The 19,011-nt window shown below is 34.3% G+C and carries 13 protein-coding genes; 6 read left to right on the forward strand and 7 right to left on the reverse strand.

From position 1 onward, the window contains the following. Positions 1 to 66: 66 nt before the first annotated feature. From ACFPTQ_RS01860 to ACFPTQ_RS01870, 3 genes are read right to left on the reverse strand one after another with little or no spacing between them, the layout of a single operon-like run. Positions 67 to 813, reverse strand: a complete 747-nt coding sequence (locus ACFPTQ_RS01860) for a succinate dehydrogenase/fumarate reductase iron-sulfur subunit (RefSeq protein WP_278034628.1) — start codon at positions 811 to 813, stop codon at positions 67 to 69. A 52-nt stretch (positions 814 to 865) separates the two neighbouring features. Next, complete coding sequence (locus tag ACFPTQ_RS01865; protein WP_278034627.1) at positions 866 to 2,866, reverse strand: fumarate reductase/succinate dehydrogenase flavoprotein subunit; 2,001 nt, start codon at positions 2,864 to 2,866, stop codon at positions 866 to 868. 12 nt (positions 2,867 to 2,878) lie between these two features. After that, positions 2,879 to 3,544 (reverse strand): succinate dehydrogenase cytochrome b subunit, encoded by a 666-nt coding sequence (locus tag ACFPTQ_RS01870; protein WP_379773137.1) that lies wholly within the window; start codon positions 3,542 to 3,544, stop codon positions 2,879 to 2,881. 368 nt (positions 3,545 to 3,912) lie between these two features. On the opposite strand from ACFPTQ_RS01870, the gene ACFPTQ_RS01875 reads away from it, so the two are divergent. The 4 genes from ACFPTQ_RS01875 to ACFPTQ_RS01890 all read left to right on the forward strand — a co-directional run bounded on the left by ACFPTQ_RS01875 (position 3,913) and on the right by ACFPTQ_RS01890 (position 8,601). After that, the gene (locus ACFPTQ_RS01875; protein WP_379773139.1) at positions 3,913 to 5,274 is read left to right on the forward strand and encodes a hydroxymethylglutaryl-CoA synthase family protein; all 1,362 of its coding nucleotides are present in this window, start codon (positions 3,913 to 3,915) and stop codon (positions 5,272 to 5,274) included. A 139-nt stretch (positions 5,275 to 5,413) separates the two neighbouring features. After that, positions 5,414 to 6,706: an aminopeptidase P family protein gene (locus ACFPTQ_RS01880; protein ID WP_379773142.1), complete on the forward strand. Its 1,293-nt coding sequence runs from the start codon at positions 5,414 to 5,416 to the stop codon at positions 6,704 to 6,706. A gap of 227 nt (positions 6,707 to 6,933) precedes the next feature. Beyond that, on the forward strand, positions 6,934 to 7,734 hold the full coding sequence (locus ACFPTQ_RS01885; RefSeq protein ID WP_379773145.1) for a TIGR00266 family protein: 801 nt from the start codon (positions 6,934 to 6,936) through the stop codon (positions 7,732 to 7,734). 84 nt (positions 7,735 to 7,818) lie between these two features. Next, positions 7,819 to 8,601: an alpha/beta fold hydrolase gene (locus tag ACFPTQ_RS01890; RefSeq protein WP_379773147.1), complete on the forward strand. Its 783-nt coding sequence runs from the start codon at positions 7,819 to 7,821 to the stop codon at positions 8,599 to 8,601. Here the strand turns inward: ACFPTQ_RS01890 and ACFPTQ_RS01895 are convergent. From ACFPTQ_RS01895 to ACFPTQ_RS01910, 4 genes are all read right to left on the reverse strand, one after another. Beyond that, positions 8,598 to 9,269 carry an ATP-binding cassette domain-containing protein gene (locus ACFPTQ_RS01895; protein WP_379773150.1) on the reverse strand — a complete coding sequence of 224 codons (672 nt, stop codon included), beginning with the start codon at positions 9,267 to 9,269 and terminating at the stop codon, positions 8,598 to 8,600. The genes ACFPTQ_RS01890 and ACFPTQ_RS01895 overlap by 4 nt on opposite strands. A gap of 300 nt (positions 9,270 to 9,569) precedes the next feature. Beyond that, positions 9,570 to 12,332, reverse strand: a complete 2,763-nt coding sequence (locus tag ACFPTQ_RS01900; RefSeq protein ID WP_379773152.1) for a PD-(D/E)XK nuclease family protein — start codon at positions 12,330 to 12,332, stop codon at positions 9,570 to 9,572. A gap of 63 nt (positions 12,333 to 12,395) precedes the next feature. After that, positions 12,396 to 13,799, reverse strand: coding sequence for an OmpA family protein (locus ACFPTQ_RS01905; protein ID WP_379773155.1), 1,404 nt, complete (start codon positions 13,797 to 13,799; stop codon positions 12,396 to 12,398). Between the two features lie 284 nt (positions 13,800 to 14,083). Continuing rightward, complete coding sequence (locus ACFPTQ_RS01910) at positions 14,084 to 17,251, reverse strand: UvrD-helicase domain-containing protein (protein WP_379773158.1); 3,168 nt, start codon at positions 17,249 to 17,251, stop codon at positions 14,084 to 14,086. Between the two features lie 159 nt (positions 17,252 to 17,410). Between ACFPTQ_RS01910 and rbfA the strand changes: the two genes are divergently transcribed. Both rbfA and ACFPTQ_RS01920 read left to right on the forward strand, forming a co-directional pair. Next, entirely contained in the window at positions 17,411 to 17,803 is a 393-nt protein-coding gene (gene rbfA / locus ACFPTQ_RS01915; RefSeq protein WP_379773161.1) for a 30S ribosome-binding factor RbfA, read from the forward strand. A 4-nt stretch (positions 17,804 to 17,807) separates the two neighbouring features. Next, positions 17,808 to 19,007 carry an FtsX-like permease family protein gene (locus ACFPTQ_RS01920; protein ID WP_379773163.1) on the forward strand — a complete coding sequence of 400 codons (1,200 nt, stop codon included), beginning with the start codon at positions 17,808 to 17,810 and terminating at the stop codon, positions 19,005 to 19,007. The last annotated feature ends 4 nt before the right edge of the window (positions 19,008 to 19,011 follow it).

A 19,011-nucleotide genomic window follows, 5' to 3' on the forward strand; every position in this document is an offset into this window, starting at 1 on the left:
CGCATTCAAATCAATGAATGCGTTTTTATATAACAATCTTGTTCCCCTTTAGGGGCAAGGGGTATATTATCCTTTCAAACTAGCTGAAAGATATTCTCTGTTCATACGAGCGATGTTCTCTAATGAAATTCCTTTAGGACATTCGATTTCACAAGCTCCTGTATTCGTACAGTTACCAAAACCTTCTTCGTCCATTTGTTTAACCATGTTCAATACACGGTCAGCAGCTTCTACTCTACCTTGTGGTAACAACGCATATTGAGAAACTTTAGCCGAAACGAATAACATAGCTGAAGAGTTTTTACATGTAGCCACGCAAGCTCCACATCCAATACAAGTTGCAGCATCAAACGCTTTATCAGCATCATCTTTGTTTACCGGAATCGTGTTAGCATCAATAGTATTTCCAGAAGTATTTACCGAAATAAATCCACCTGCGTGTTGGATTCTGTCAAAAGAACTTCTATCTACTACTAAATCTTTCACAACTGGGAAAGCAGCGGCACGGAAAGGCTCGATAGTGATAGTATCTCCGTCTTTAAACATACGCATGTGTAATTGACAAGTAGTTACTCCTCTATCTGGTCCGTGCGCTTCACCATTAATGAATAAAGAACACATTCCGCAAATTCCTTCACGACAGTCATGGTCAAAAGCTACTGGTTCTTCACCAGCATTGATTTGTTGTTCGTTGAATACATCAAGCATTTCAAGGAATGACATATCAGGTTCAATTCCGTCGATTTTATAATCAACCATTCTCCCTTTATCTTGAGCGTTTTTTTGACGCCATATTTTTAATGTAAGTTTCATTTTCTCTAAGTATTAAGTATTAAGAAATAAGTATCAAGACTTTCTCTGAATACTATTTATAACTACGTTGTACTAATTTAATGTTCTCGTAATTCAACGGCTCTTTGTGAAGTACCGCATCACTTGGTTTTCCTTTGTATTCCCAAGCAGCAACATAAGCAAAGTTTTCGTCATCACGAAGTGCTTCACCTTCTTCTGTTTGATATTCTTCACGGAAGTGACCTCCACAAGACTCATTACGGTGTAAAGCATCTTTGGCGAATAATTCTCCTAACTCTAAGAAATCGGCAACACGAATTGCTTTTTCTAATTCTTGGTTGAATTCTTTATCTGTTCCAGGTACTTTTACATCTCTATAAAACTCTTCACGTAAAGCAGCGATTTCTTCGATTGCTTCTTTTAATCCTTTTTCGTTACGAGCCATACCTACTTTGTTCCACATAATTTTTCCTAATTTTTTGTGGAAGTGATCAACTGAATGTTTACCATCATTATTGATAAATTTAGCAATCAAATCTTTTACAGATTTCTCAGCCTCTTCAAATTCAGGTCTATCTGTAGAAATAGGTCCCATTTTGATATCTGGTGCTAAGTAATCACCAATTGTGTATGGCAATACGAAATAACCATCAGCTAAACCTTGCATCAAAGCAGAAGCTCCTAAACGGTTCGCTCCGTGGTCAGAGAAGTTAGACTCTCCAATTGAGAAACAACCAGGAATTGTAGTCATTAAGTTATAATCAACCCATGTTCCACCCATTGTATAGTGAACCGCAGGGTAAATCATCATTGGCGTAGTATATGGATCTTCGTCAACGATTTTGTAATACATTTGGAATAAGTTTCCGTATTTACTTTTTACAATTTCAGTACCTAATTTAGTTACTAAAGCATTGTCATTAGCATCTAAACCTTTTACATAAGCCGCTTCTTTTCCGTAACGTTGAATAGCTGCAGCAAAATCTAAGTAAACTGCCTCACCTGTTTTATTAACACCAAAACCAGCATCACATCTTTCTTTAGCAGCACGAGAAGCTACGTCACGCGGTACTAAGTTACCAAACGCTGGATATCTTCTTTCCAAGAAATAATCTCTGTCAGCTTCAGGAATATCAGTTGCTTTTTTCTTTCCTTCGCGGATAGCTTGTGCATCTTCTAATTTAGCAGGAACCCAGATACGTCCGTCATTACGTAACGACTCTGACATCAACGTTAATTTTGATTGGTGGTCACCTGAAACCGGAATACATGTTGGGTGAATTTGAGTATAACAAGGGTTTGCAAAGAAAGCTCCTTTTTTGTGGATTTTCCATGCTGCAGTAGCATTAGAACCCATTGCGTTAGTTGATAAGAAGAATACGTTTCCGTAACCTCCTGAAGCAATTACAACAGCGTGAGCTGAATGTCTTTCGATTTCTCCCGTAATTAAGTTACGAGCAATGATACCTCTTGCTTTTCCGTCAATTTTTACTAATTCAAGCATTTCGTGACGGTTGTACATTTTGATTTTTCCACGACCAATTTGACGGTTCATTGCAGAATAAGCTCCTAACAATAATTGTTGCCCTGTTTGACCTTGTGCATAAAATGTACGAGAAACCAATGTTCCTCCAAAAGAACGGTTATCTAATAATCCACCATATTCACGAGCCAATGGCACCCCTTGAGCCACACATTGGTCAATAATATTAGCAGAAACTTCAGCCAAACGGTAAACGTTGGCCTCACGAGCACGGTAATCTCCTCCTTTTACAGTATCGTAAAACAATCTGTAAACTGAGTCACCGTCTCCTTTATAATTTTTTGCTGCGTTGATACCCCCTTGTGCTGCAATAGAGTGCGCACGACGTGGTGAATCTTGGAAACAAAATGCTTTTACGTTATATCCTAATTCTGCTAAAGTAGCAGCTGCAGAACCTCCAGCCAATCCTGTCCCAACAACAATAATATCTAAATTACGTTTGTTAGCAGGGTTTACTAAATTAATATGATCTTTATAATTTGTCCATTTGTCCGCAATTGGACCATGTGGAATTTTTGAATCTAATGCCATTATAATTGAATATTAATGATTGAAATGATGAAATAATGCAATAAACACGAATCCTAAAGGAACGATTACTGAAAACCATAATCCGAAGTTTTTCATTCCTTTAGTGTATTTATTATTTTGTCCGACAGATTGGAAAGACGAACTGAATCCGTGACGCAAGTGTAAAGACAATAAAATAAATGATAAGCTGTACAAAGCTGTACGAACCGGACTTTCAAACTTGTGTACTAATTCAGGAAAATAACGAGTCTCGTCAGCAGCATTGAATTCTACATATTTGTATACAATTTCTGGAACCCAAAAATCATAAAAATGCAATCCTAAAAACGCTAAAATAACTGATCCTGAAATAATCATGTTACGTGAAGCCCAACTTGCATTTGCAGCTCCATTGTAGCTAGCGTACCCAATAGGTCTTGCTTTTTTGTTTTGAATATCCAAAACAAACCCCATGATAAAGTGAAAAACAACCCCAAAAATAAGGACAGGCTGAAGAACAAACTGAATCAAAGGATTAGTCCCCATGAAATGAGAAATCGAATTAAAAACATCAGCACTAAAAACTGACATCATATTAATAAAAAAATGCTGCGCTAAAAACAACATCAAAAAAAGTCCTGAAAGTGCCATAGCTACTTTTTTTGCTATTGACGATTTCAATAATCCAGATTTTGCCATAATATTTTAGAATATAATTTAAAAAAGTACACAAAAATAAAGTAATTAGCAACGAACTACAACCTTTTCGTTCTTATTTAGAAACATTATAAAGTTGTCAATAAAAAAAGTACAGACACTTATAAAAACAACCCTAAAACACTTAATAACAACTAGTTAATTAAAAAATACAAAAAAACAGACAGAAAAACACTGCTAAAAAAGAATTATAAATCCACAGTAAAAAGCCTAAAAAAAACAGATTTAATAATTTTTACATTCTTTTACTTTTAAATCAACAAAAACACAAATTCCAACTATTTTGTGTTGATAAAGAAACTGAATTTCTAAAACGGGATTTTATCTTTGCATTTTCAAAAAAACTGGAAATGAAAACAGGAATTGACGCACTATCTTTTGATGTAGCCAAGCTACATTTACCCATAAAAACATTGGCAGAAGCCAGAAAAATAGAGCCTGAAAAACTAGAAAAAGGTTTGGGATTACTCAAAATGACCTTAACAGATGCGCACCAAGACAGCGTAGTTTTGGCCGCAAATGCTTTAACCAAATTAATTACAGACCACAACCTTAATCTTAACGAAATAGCCCGAATTTATGTAGGCACCGAAAGCGCTATTGACAATGCCAAACCTATCGGTTCCTTCCTTGTTGATTTAATGGAGCAAAAATTTGGCGAAAACACCTTAGCCGAATGCGACGTGGTCGATTTTACTTTTGCCTGTATTGGCGGTGTAGATGCCATGCAAAATTGCCTTGACTTCATCCGTTTAAATCCAGACAAAAAAGCCATTGTAGTTACTACTGATATTGCTAAATACGATTTGAACTCTACTGGCGAATACACGCAGGGAGCTGGAGCAATGGCGATGTTGATCACAACTAACCCAAGAATTATTGCTTTTGAAAATAATTGGGCAACGAACACCAAAGGAGTTTTCGACTTTTTCAAACCACACCGAACAATTTCTAAGGAAACGATAACTGGAAATACAAACAACGAAGCTTGGTTTGACAATCTGGAAGCCGAAATTGAAATCCACAAAGACCAACCGGTTTTTGATGGACAATATTCGAATCAGTGTTATATGGATAGAACCCGCAACGCTTATTTTTCGTTTAAAAAATTAAAAAAGACTTCAGAAACTTTATACCAAAGTTGGAACAGCATTATCATGCACTTGCCTTATTCCTTCCAAGGAAGACGTATGTTATCTGAAATCTATGCTTTGGATGCCGAAAATTCAATAATTTCAGGAAATGAAACTCCGGCAGAATACCAAAACAAGCTAAAAGAAACTAGCAAAACAGCCGAATACAAAACTTTTGTGGATGAAAAACTAATGCCTGCCGAATTGGCTTCTTCTTTGATTGGTAATCTTTATACTGGATCTATTTTTATGGGATTCCTTTCTACTTTGTCACATTTTTGTAATACGAATAAAGAGATTACTGGAAATATTTTTGGATTCCTAGCCTATGGAAGTGGTTCTAAATCTAAAGTTTTTGAAGGAATTATTCAAGACCAATGGAAAGAAGCTTTAGCTAATGTAAAGCTGTTTGAAATCTTGGATCAAAGTTTCGAAATTGACTTTGAAACCTATGAAAAACTCCATAAAAAAGAACAAAAACAAAGTATTCAAACTCCGAAAAACGAATGGATTTTAGACCGAATCGAATCTGAAAATCCAAATTTATTAGGAGCTCGTTACTACAAATGGGTAAATTAAAGATTTTTCAAAACACATATTCAAGCCGAAAGAATCGATTCTTTCGGCTTTTTTTATAGCAAAACTTTAAGAAATCAAACTTAACACGCGTCTTATAAATCATTAATTTTGCTTTTTTAATCAAAAAACACATTCAAACATGAAATATCATCAAATTAGCAACAGCCTTTTTATAAAAAACCGTAAAAAATTCACGGCTCAAATGAAACCTAATAGTGTTGCCGTTTTTAATTCGAACGATATTTATCCCGTAAGTGCCGACAGTACTTTGCCTTTTGCACAACACCGCGATATTTTTTATTTAAGTGGAATTGATCAAGAAGAAAGCATCTTGTTACTTTTCCCAGATGCACCTTACGAACATCAAAAAGAAATCTTATTCCTCAAAGAAACTAACGAGCACATTGCTATTTGGGAAGGAGCTAAATTAACTAAAGACGAAGCTTTTGCCGTTTCAGGAATCAAAACCGTCTATTGGCTTCAGGATTTCGAAAAAATATTGTTTGAATTAATGACGTATTCAGACACTATTTATATCAATACAAACGAACATTATCGCTCTAAAATTGAAACCGAAACTCGTGAAGCGCGTTTTGTAAAATGGTGGAAAGAGAAATACCCAGCACATCAAGTCGCTAAGAGCAACCCTATTTTGCAACATTTACGTTCGATAAAAGAAAGTGAAGAAATCGATTTGATTCAACAGGCTTGTAACATTACAGAACTTGGTTTCCGTCGTTTACTATCATTTGTAAAACCAAATGTAATGGAATACGAAATCGAAGCTGAACTGATTCATGAATTCATCCGTAACCGTTCAAAAGGTTTTGCCTATACACCAATTATTGCCTCAGGAAAGAACGCGAATGTATTGCATTACATCGAAAACAACCAACAATGTAAAGAAGGCGATTTACTTTTACTGGACGTTGCTGCCGAATATGCTAATTATTCCAGTGATTTAACACGTACCATCCCTGTATCAGGCCGTTATTCTGAACGTCAAAAAGCAGTTTACAATGCCGTTTTACGCGTGAAAAACGAAGCGACTAAAATGCTTACACCGGGAACACTCTGGAAACAATACCATATTGAAGTGGGCAAAATCATGACTTCTGAATTATTAGGACTAGGACTTTTGGATAAAGCCGATGTTCAAAACGAAAATCCAGATTGGCCTGCTTACAAAAAATACTTCATGCACGGTACTTCGCACCACATGGGACTAGACACACACGATTACGGACTTTTGACTGAGCCTATCCAAGCCAATATGGTTTTCACGGTAGAGCCCGGAATTTACATTCCTGAAGAAGGTTTTGGAATCCGTATTGAAGATGATGTTGTGATCCAACCAACAGGCGAACCTTTCAATTTGATGCGCAACATACCAATTGAAGCAGATGAAATTGAAAGCTTGATGAACGCTTAATTTTCTTTAGAAAAAAGAAACAAGATAAAAGAACAAAGACGGCTTGCAGTAATGTAAGCCGTTTTTTTATGGCACATCCCTTCGGGTCGGGCTGTACGCTATATCTTTTATCTCGTTCTGAAAAACGAGAGAAAAGGATGCCGCTTCCATCCCTTGTGCAAAAAGAAAAACATCAGAAATTAATTTCATTTTAGTAACTTTAACTTTCAATTTAAACGAATAAAAAAATGCGAGCACACGAAATAGATTACGAGATTTTTGGCGAAGAAATGCAATACGTCGAAATCGAACTCGACCCACAAGAAATTGTCATTGCCGAGGCAGGCAGCTTTATGATGATGGACAACAATATCCAAATGCAAACCATTTTTGGAGATGGTTCTGAGCAGCAAACGGGAATTTTCGGAAAATTACTAAGTGCTGGAAAAAGAGTACTGACTGGCGAAAGTTTGTTCATGACGGCTTTTATCAATCAAAATTATGGCAAAGCCAAAGTTTCTTTTGCTTCCCCTTATCCTGGGAAAATTCTACCAATTGATTTAACCCAATTCAATGGAAAATTCATTTGCCAAAAAGATGCTTTTTTATGTGCGGCCAAAGGAGTAGCTGTAGGCATTGAATTTTCAAGAAAATTAGGTCGCGGACTATTTGGTGGTGAAGGTTTCATCATGCAAAAAATTGAAGGCGACGGAATGGCTTTTGTACACTCAGGAGGAACAATGGCTAAAAAAGAATTAAAACCAGGCGAAATTCTAAAAGTCGATACGGGTTGTATCATAGGATTTACTCAGGATGTAGATTACGACATTGAATTCATAGGCGGAATTAGAAATTCTATTTTTGGAGGCGAAGGTTTGTTTTATGCCACCCTTAAAGGTCCAGGAACAGTGTACATACAATCCTTACCATTTAGCCGTCTTGCCGACAGAATCATTGCTTCAGCCCCAAAAGCTGGAGGAAATAGTCGTGACGAAGGCAGCCTACTAGGCGGATTAGGAAATTTATTAGATGGAGATAATCGTTTTTAATAACAAAACCTAACAGCTTTTAAAGAGCTGTTAGGTTTAAAAAAAAATAAAAATCCTATTTTTGCCGTATAAAAGTCAACCCCATTGAAATCAATTCTCTTTAAAAACACCCGCATTTCGTATACCGATTCTGGCAAAGGAACGGCAATAGTTTTGCTACATGGTTTTTTGGAAAATAAAACAATGTGGAACGCTTTTATCCCCGAATTCTCTAAAAAACAACGCATCATTACTATTGATTTACTGGGTCATGGTGAAACAGAATGCTTGGGTTATGTCCATTCTATGGAAGACAATGCCGATGTAGTTCATGCTGTTTTAGCCGAATTACGCATTCGAAAAGCCGTTTTAGTAGGACATTCCATGGGCGGTTATGTCGCTCTGGCTTTCGCCGAATTGTATCCTGACAATGTAAAAGGATTGGTTTTATTAAATTCCACTTCACGAGCAGACAGCGAAGAACGAAAATTGAACCGTGACCGCGCCATTAAAGCGGTTAAACAATCTTTTACAAATTTCATTTCGCTTTCGATAGCCAATTTATTCAGCGAGGAAAATCGCGAGCGTTTAAAAGACCAAATCGAATTGGTAAAACAAGAAGCTTTAAAAACACCTCTTCAGGGAATTGTAGCTTCATTGGAAGGGATGAAAATCCGCATGGACAGAGAAGTAATTCTGCACCTCACTCCTTATCCAAAAATGCTGATTCTAGGGCAAAAAGATCCTGTTTTGAATTATGAAGAAAATCGAGAACAAATTGAAGAAACTGATGTTCAGCTAGTCACTTTCCCTGACGGTCACATGTCACACATTGAAAACCAAGCTGAACTAACAAATGTATTATTAAACTTTTTCAAGAAGTTTTAAAGCATCTCCGATTTCAAATACCCTTTGGCGACTAAATCATTTTTATCATTCAGATGATACAACTTCCCTTCTTGCATCAAGACTAACTTTGTGGAAATTTTTAGCACGTTTTCATAATTATGATCCGTAATAATAATTCCCTTTGTTTTAGATTTTTCAATTAACAACTTATTCACTTCCTCAATCATAATTGGAGAAAGACCATTGTATGGCTCATCTAACAAAACAAATTTTGTGCTCTTACAAAGGACTAATTTAATCTCCAGATATCGCAATTCCCCAGCTGACAAATGCTTTATTCTCTTAACTTGAATACTCTGAATCATTTCATCATCATAGAATTCCTCTAGCCCATCCTTAATAATAGAAAGTTGAATTGCTTTTTGAACAGAAAATGAATTAGGAATAAAATTCTCTTGTGGTAAATAACTAATTTCAGCTACTAAATCTTTTGTTTTAGATTTGACCGCCCCATCAATTCGAACAAATTTAAAGTTCGCATTTTCAATTCCATAAAGTATTTTTAAAAAAGTTGATTTCCCAGAACCATTTCTCCCTAAAAGCCCAACAATATCAGTGGTTTCACTTCTCAAATACGCATCAGAAATTATATTTCTCCCTTCATATTGTTTTTGAATACTATCAACTTCCAACACACTTTTAATCATAGAAATACCTTATTTGATTAAAAATATAAATAAAAAAGAAAGAGTAAATAACATTCATCAAAAAACTAAAACCTAACAATTTTAATTTTGAAATTCCATTAGAATAATAAAACAAATATTCATTTTTAGAATTCACCTCTTTAAATAAAACACTTATCCAAAACCCTAAAAGAACGAATATTATTTTAAACGTTTCAAATCCTCCAAAAACAAATCCCAAAAGACTCAAAGCAATTGTTATTGCCAAAGTACTTTTGTAAAACTCAAAAATATTTTTAAATTTTCTATACAAATCAATTACTAAATTTTCTCCTCAAAAGGGATTGTTTCATCCAAAATCTCCTTCAGCAACAACACAATCTCCTCTAAATAATTAGCCACTATTTCCTGATTGATAATTTGCTGTAATTCTTTGTCTTCTTTAAAATTAAAAGGAAGAAAACCTGATTTCAAATTCTTAAACGAAATGATTCCTGCTTCTATAGGTTTTCCTTGGGCTTGTTCTTCATACATGAAAGCATAAGCCAAAACCTGAATGATTTTATCATTTTTAATGTCCTGTGCTAATCCGTTCCAGGATTTCAAACTTACATTGCCTTTCTCAACTTTTCCGGTTTTATAATCTACAATTCGAATATTTCCGTTGCGTTCTTCAATTCGATCCACATTTCCTTTGATTAATACAGGAAATGGCAAATCCGGATGATTCAAAGTACGCTCAAAAGTTTTTTCTAAAGCAATAATCTTAACGGCATCACCTTTTTTGATGCTTTCTAATTCCGTTTTCAGAAAATTAGAAACGTTACGTTTAGCTACCTCAAAAGCCAAAAGATTTCGTCCTTTTTTGATTTCCCCTTCTTTATAAACAATTTTAAATTGCTTTAAAACCTCATCATCAATTAATTTGAAAGCATCTTCAATATCTTTTTCAGAAACAAATTTCCCAATAAAAGGTTCATATAAAACCCTTAAGGTTTCGTGAATAATTGTCCCTAGTGTATTCAGAGCAATATTCTCTTCTACTTCCTCTACTTCACGAATGCGTAATATTTTTTGAAAATAAAACTGAATAGGATTTCGAATATAAGATGTTAATGCCGAAGACGAAAAACCTTCTTTCGCTATTACAGTCAAACGCTCCATCACCGCCTGGGATTTTTCAATCACCATAGGTTTATAAGCCGTTTCAGGTAAAACAGCATTGTAAATTTCGTGTGTCAAAATATGATTAGGCTGTTTTTCCACTTCCAATTGCGTGATGAATCGGCTTTTTTCACCAGCATCTAAACCTTCACTTTCGGTATTGTACAACAAATAAATATTCTTAGCACGTTGCAATAAATGGTAAAAGTGATAAGTATAAATAGCATCCTTTTCTTTGAAAGTGGGCAAACCTAATTCCCTTTTTACATCATAAGGGATAAAGGAATTTTGCGATTTCCCGGCCGGAAATTTCCCTTCATTCATGGAAGTTACAATCACGGTTTCAAAATCCAAAACACGACTTTCTAAAACTCCCATTATCTGCAAACCATTCAAAGGTTCTCCTTCAAAAGACACTTCTGCCAAATCAATTACTTGTTTATAAATGGCATGTAAAGTTTCTATTTTATCAATATGCTGATGTTTTGAATAATAATTAATTAACTTATTAATCACTTTGAAAATGGCAAAAACAAAGGCTTTGGTAATTTTTTCTTCTTCGTTGTCATTACTCAAATTCTCTTTGATGTTCAATAATAATTGAGATACGGATTGTAGTACTGCAATAGAACCTGATTCCCATTTTTGAAAAAGCAGTAAAAATAAATCGGTAGGATTTTGATTGAGCTCAAGTAACTTTTGATGACTAATAAAAGTGTAATTGTTTTTATTGATGGTATTTACTAAATCACTTGTTTTAGCATAAGGTTCTACCAATGGATGTGTCAAAATATCCAATACATCTTTATAATAGAACACATAACTCGATGACTTTCTAGACAAGGCATTGGTATGCATTTTAAATAATTTGGCAATCAAAATTTGGGCAGGATTATTTTTACTTGAATATCCCATGGTGATATTCAAAGCACCTACAGTGGACGGTAAAGAATACAAAAGAGGTACTAATACATTTTCTTCACCAAGAACAATGGCTACTTTATCCAAGGAAGTTAAAGGATTATCTTCAGTAATTTTTTCGATAATGCTTCCTGCTATTTTGGCCTGACCAATACTTTTTGGTGTCCCAATGATTTGAATGTTTTTAGTTTGTGAAAAATCATCCACAATCCATTCAAAAGGATTGGATTTATAATGTTTCCAACTTTGCTTGAATCGACGCAAAAATAAAGCCGCATCATGGTAAGGATCATTTAAAAAAATTTGATCGGCATCCCAATAAATTTCAGCGCAATCATTAGCTATTAAATGCTGAATGATTTTTTCTTCAGAAGCATTTAAGGCATTAAAACCGGCAAAAACAAATTGATTATTAATTATTGAATTCGAAAAATGATTTAAATTTTTAACAGCCTCACGGTAAATTAAACCCTGATAACCGATTCCTTTTTGAAGCAAATGAGCATATAATGACTGATAATAAAGCGGCAATAATTTCCAAAAATCAATATATTTTTCAATCAATGTGGTTTTGTTCTCCACCTCAACACCCCATTTTTTGATATCTTCAATATCTTTTAGGTACGATAAAACATGAGTAGGGTCTAACAAATAACGATCGATTTCATTAAAATCTTGCAGTAATGTTTTAGCCCAATTAGCAAACATCTCAAAAGTTTGTTGATTTGCCTTTTCAGTAACCGACAAATAAACTTCGTAGAACTCGAATAATAATTCAATTGAGTCAACAGTTCGAATCGCTGCTATATCCTGAATAAAATCTTCAATACTAACAATCTTAGGAGCAAGGATATTAGTTGAAATTTGTTTTTTAAGTGCCTCAATCAAAAAGATTTTAGCACGTTTATTCGGCAAAACTACAATTGTATTTACAAGTTGATCCGAATATTTTTCAATTAAAACCTTGGCTATTTTATCTAGAAAAGTACTATTTATCATAGTATAAAAATAAAAAAACGCCCCGATAAATCGAGGCGTTTTTCAATAATTATTTAGAAGAAATTATTTGATTAATTTCACTTCAGTTCTTCTGTTTAATGCTTTTCCAGCAGCAGTTTTATTAGTTGCAATTGGCATAGACTCACCGTATCCAACTGATTTTAATTTGCTAGAAGAGATTCCTCTGTCTAATAACGCTTTTTTAACAGCAGCAGCTCTAGACTCAGAAAGTTTTTGGTTGAAAGCATCAGAACCATCGCTATCAGTGTGTCCTTCAATTAAGAACTCAGAGTTAGGGTAGTTTTTAAGTAATGCAGCCATAGCATCTAATCTCTTAGGAACGTCAGCAGTTTTGAAAGTAGCTTTTCCAGTATTGAAATAGATAAATCTAGCTTGAGATTTCAATTCATCCATAGCTTCTTGTGGAACTTCTGGACATCCGTTATTACTAGCTGGACCAGCAACCTCAGGACATTTATCATCTTTATCAGCTACACCATCTTTATCAGTATCAGGCCATGGGCATCCTGCATTTTCTTTAGGACCAGCTACGTTAGGACATTTATCATCTTTATCAGCAACACCGTCTTTATCAGCATCTGGACAACCTTTCAATGAAGCTAAACCAGCAACATTTGGACAAGCATCCTCCGCGTCAGTGATTCCATCACCATCAGCATCTGGACAACCTTTCAATGAAGCTAAACCAGCAACTTCTGGACAAGCATCTTCTGAATCAATGATTCCGTCTCCGTCTGTATCAGGACATCCATTGAATTGTTTTAAACCAGCAACTTCTGGACAAGCATCTTCTTTATCGTAGATACCATCACCATCAGTATCTTTTCCACCAAATCTGAAAACGATACCAGCTGTGTGTTGGAAGTGAGAAGGAGCGATTGGAGCACCTACATTACTCATTCTATCTCCAAATGATTTCTTGTATGTAGAACCTAATTCAATACCTACATTTTCAGAAACCCAAAAAGTTAACCCAACACCTCCATTTAAAGTTCCAAAACTAGTATCCCCTAAGAAAGTATATCCTCCTCCTAAATTCACATTAGGATCAATAACTTTAGAATTGATTAATTTTGCAAAACTATACTTCACAAACCCATCAATTCCGTAATACATCAAATCACCAGGATTTTGAACCAAAAGAGGATTTACGTCTACTACGAACTTATCCATTTTATTAACAGATCCTTGAAGTCCAACTGTAAAATTACTACCAACATATCTTGATACTTTTAAATAAGATACTGAAGGAAGAATATTCCAGTGATCTTTCACATCGAAAAATTGGTCGAAGTGATTACCTATTTTATCGTCACCGGCACTAGTTCTAGTGTCAACGGCATTAACTCCAAAAGAGATTGCCCATGGGTTGTTACTATCTTGAGCTTGAGAGCTTACACCCATCGCCATCAAGACAGCAATAAAAAGTTTGTTAAGATGTTTCATACTTAATTTTTTTAATTACAATTTAGTTAATTATCAACAAAAGTAACGCGTAATTTTTTAACTACAAAATAGAATCTTAAAAAAATACATTGTCGAACATTAAAAACATTGAAAACAACTCAACAACTTATACAAAAAAGACTAAAAAGCCAACAAAATCAGCAACAATAGCCAATTAACACTAATTTATTTTCAAAAAAACTAAAAAAAATAATCAATGTCAATTTTTAATAAAGAATGAACAAAAACCAGCTTACACTGCTTTAACCCTAACTTTTCTTTCATTAAAACTGAACAACTTCTATGTTTTCCCCAATATACACTATTGTTTTACCCAAAACTTCCAACCCCATTTTAGCTATTGATTTTTCATACTCCTCTAATTGCTTTTGATATTTTGAATTATGAACACCTGTTTTATAATCAAGCAAATACACTTTTTTATCTTTTGTAATAACAATTCTATCTGGCTTAACAATCTTTCCTACCTTTTGAATAATTGTTTGTTCATTTAACACTTCATTCCCTTCTGCAAAAAAATGCATCAAATCCGGATGATTTACAAGTTTAAAAATGGTATCACTTACAAGCTCTTTTTGTTCCCAATTAATTAATCCCGTTTCTATAGCTTTATTTAATGCTAAATCTACATCATTTTGGGTTTTTACGTAAGATAAAATCTCATGAACTATGTTTCCGTATTCAATAGATTCTTGCTGGTGCGTACCCCACATTAACGCTTCCTTTTGTGCAATTTTTATATTCTTAGGATTTAAGGTTTCCTTTACTACATTAATTGACTTAGAAGTATCAATATGTTTTGAATGGGATGATAATTTGGACTTATCACCAAACTCATATTCAAACGTATTTTCATCAAATACATTTTTAGCGATTAAATAATTAATAAAAAAAGCGGACATATCTTCATTTTTTACTTCATCTTTGGCTGTCAAATTCATATTTGAAATCACATACAACTGTTCTTCTGCACGAGTCAACGCTACATATAAAACATTGATATTATCTAATAATTCTTCCTGCTTTTTTTGCCCATAAATAAGCTTTGCCTCCTCCCCAAAACCTTCAACAGCTTTACTGTTATCTATCAAAGCCTTTGGCATATCCAAATCTTCAACATCCAGCCACAATTTATCTTTAGGTTTCTTTACATAATCTTCCTCTGCAAAAGGCATTATCACAACTGGAAATTCCAAACCTTTTGATTTATGAATGGTCATAATTCGAACTGCATTATTTCCTTCCGGAGATGGAATACTATATTTATGTCCGCTTTTATCCCAAAATTCCAGAAAATCTGCAATTCCAGCCTGATTGCGAACATCGCGTTCCAATACAATATCTAAAAAATATTGTACATAAGCATTTCCAGCCTGATTATCATTTGACAATAATTTCGAAACAATAATTTCTACCGTTTCATACAACGATTTTTTACGTATATTTTGGAACGAAAGCGAAATTCCAAAACCTAACAACCATTTTTCAAAATCTTCTTCACTTTTCAGTTCCATACCAACAGCAATAAAATCATGAACACCCAACTGGTCTTGAAGATTCTCGGCAACATAATGCAAGAAAAACGCTTTCGATTCTAAATCGGCATTGTTTTTTAAGTATTTCAAAAGATGGATAATCAATCGAACTTCAGTCGCATTTTGAATCATTAAAGTTTCCGAAGACAACAAAGGAACACCTTGTTCTGTTAAATAATTTGCAATCGCAACTCCCTGATCGCGTTTACGAGTTAAAATCACAATGTCTTTGTATTCAAAACCTTGTTGCACAACCTTCTGAATGGTATTTAAGGTAGCCAATACATACAAATCCGTTTTATCCAATGCTTCCTCTTCATTTTCTGCAGTTTCCACTCTAGGAATAAATGAGATATTTACATATCCACCCTTTTTAGCATTGGTATGCTGAAAACTATGATTTTCGTATAAATCCTTATAATCTGGGTGCTCAAATTCTGTAGCAATTAATTTGAAAAAATCATTATTAAATTCAATAATCTGAGAATAGGAACGGTAATTTCGATCTAAATGTTCTATTTTTTTATCGGGATTATTAAATGGATTTTTATCCTTGCTCAACTCGATAAACTGCTCCGCTTTCCCTCCACGCCAACGATAAATGGATTGCTTTGGGTCACCCACAATCATCAAAGTTCCTTTATTTCCATAATCGTCCTGACCCGAAAGCGCATTATCAATAAGTGGAATTAAATTTTGCCATTGCATTTCGGAAGTATCTTGAAACTCGTCAATGAAAAAATGACGGTAACGCTCCCCTAATCGCTCATATATAAAAGGTGCCGGCTGATTTTGAATTTCACGATGAATAATAGCATTAAACTCCGAAATGGAAAGCACATTTTGCTCTTCCTGAATTTTAGCCAACTCATTATTAACTGTATTCAATAAAGAAAGCGGTGTAATGTTTTTCAGAAAGGCTTTGTAAAAATCTCTTTTTTCGAAATTCTTATATACTGTATCTAAAATTTGCAATAACTCAGGAATGATATTTTCAATCAAAGTGCGGTCTTTAGCCGTTTTATTAATAGCAATATCATCAAATTCGTGGAAGGTTTTGTTCTTTGGATTGAATTTCCCATCTCGAATACTCGCCATATGATTGGGGAAAGTTCCTCTGGAAAAAGATTTTAAATCAATTCCGTTTTTTTCAATTAAATCCAAAGCTTCAGCGGCTTTTGCAGCATTTTCATTTTCTAAATCTTTGCAAACCGTATTTAATTTCTTTTTGATTTCGACAAATTCAGCGATAGTTTTATCCTGAAATTGTATAATTTCATTACGATTATTTTCATTTTGAACCAACTTCCCCGTTTCCAAAATTTCTCTTGAGATATCCCAGGACTTATCATCGTCGGTTTTTTCCATGGTAAAATCGATCAGTAAATCGGTCAGGGTTTTATCTTCTCCCGCTTGGGCAATGATAGCATCTACCGCTTCAATTAAAAGATTTTCAGTGTCCAAAGTAACTTCGAAAGTCATGGGTAAATTCAAATCATAAGCAAAAGCACGAATCACTTTATGAGTGAATTTATCAATGGTCGAAATATCAAAAGCCGCATAATTATGAATAATATGCTTAATAATCTGTTGTGATTTTGCCTTGATTAGATTTGGCGACAATTTTACTTCCCAATCCTTAGTATCATTGACCAAATCCTGTATTAAATCCTGTGCTTTTTTGGAAGGTTCATCTTTAGCAAACTCCGAGAGACTGCCTACAATTCGGCTTTTCATTTCATGCACTGCTTTATTGGTAAAAGTAATTGCCAGAATATTGCGATACGCATCATTTTTAGGTGAAGTCAAAATGATTTTTAAATATTCTTTAACCAAAGTATAGGTTTTACCTGAACCTGCTGAAGCGTCGTAAATAGAAAAAGAGTGTCTTTGCATGAAATGTTTATTGTTGAATTTCAAAACCCTAGCCCCGATAGCAGTGAAAATCCTTTTTAGGTCCCTTTTTTTGAGACCTAAAAAGATTGTAACGAATAGCGGGAATAGCTCCTGAAAAAACTTTGCTTATTTAATGCTTAAAAGTAGTATTTTTGCACTATGGAAACAAACAGACAGAAAAAAATAGGCGGAGTTATCCAAAAAGATTTGGTGGATATCTTGCAAGGTGAAGTGCGAAAAAATGGAGTTAGTAATTTGGTTATTTCGGTATCCAAAGTTTCGGTAACTTCTGATTTATCTGTAGCTACAGTTTACTTGAGTATTTTTCCTCAGGAAAAAGCAAAAGAAACATTGGAAGGAATTAAGTCGAATACCCCATTGATTAAACATGATTTGGCGCAACGAGTTCGCAAACAATTACGTAGAGTTCCTAATTTAGTTTTCTTTATCGATGATTCTTTGGATTATATTGAAAAAATAGACAATGCTTTGAAAAACAAAGAAAATCCAATTGAAAATAGAGATTTATTAGAAAGAAGAAAACAATTTTAAGAACTTGAATTTTCCGCTATACATAGCCAAACGTTACATTCGTAGTAACAGTAAAAACAATGCCATCAACATCATAAACCGCATTGCCAGCATGGGCATCATTGTGGGTGCTATGGCTTTGTTTGTGGTTTTATCAGTTTTTAGCGGATTAAAAGTTTTTAGTCTTTCATTTAGCAACGATATTGACCCCGATTTAAAAGTTACGAGTACACTAGGAAAATCATTTTTTGTAACTCCTGAACAAGAATCCGCAATTAAAAAAATTGATGGCATAGCCTCTTTTTCAAAAATTATTGAGGAGCGTGTGTTATTTACTTTTGACAACAAACAAGAGGTAACTTACCTGAAAGGTGTTGACCCTAACTATAGCAAAGTCAACAACACCAAAAAAATCCTTTACAACGGCCAATGGATTGAAGAAAACACCTATCAGGTTGTGGTGGGTTTTGGGTTAGTTCAAAAGCTTTCACTAGGTTTAATGGACTTTAACAAACACCTAGAAGTTTTAGTTCCAAAAGCAGGTAAAGGAACCATTGAAAATGCCGAACAGGCTTTTAATAAATCTGAAATTTTCCCTGTGGGTGTTTATGCTATTAATGAAGACTTAGATTCTAAATATGTTTTTGCCGATTTAGGCTTAGCTCAGGAATTATTAGAATACAAAACCAATCAGGTTTCAGGAATTGAACTGAAAGAAAAACCAAATGCTAACGAAGCCGCAATCATCAATCAACTAAACAGCATTTTCAAAGGAAAAATTACGGTGAAAAACCGAGCTCAGCTTAACGAGTCACTTTATAAAATGTTGAATACGGAGAATGTTGCGGTGTATTTAATATTTACTTTAGTGATTGTTGTGGCTCTTTTTAACCTTATTGGCGCACTAATCATGATGATTCTAGACAAAAAAGGAAATTTAAAAACCCTTTTTAATTTAGGTGTAGAGATTAAAAACCTTCGTAAAATATTCCTGCTACAAGGCACTTTATTAAGTGTGATTGGAGGAATCATCGGACTTGTTTTAGGAATCATCATCGTTTTGATTCAGGAGCATTTCCAATTGATTATGATTACCCCAACGCTGGCTTACCCAGTAGTGTTTTCTATTGAAAATGTAATTATAGTGATACTAACCATTACTACACTTGGCTTTATCGCTTCTCTTATTGCGAGTAGTCGTGTAAGTGAAAAATTATTGGATTAGGTAA

Source organism: Flavobacterium sp. GCM10022190, from assembly GCF_042656445.1.
GTDB classification, from domain to species: domain Bacteria; phylum Bacteroidota; class Bacteroidia; order Flavobacteriales; family Flavobacteriaceae; genus Flavobacterium; species Flavobacterium nitratireducens.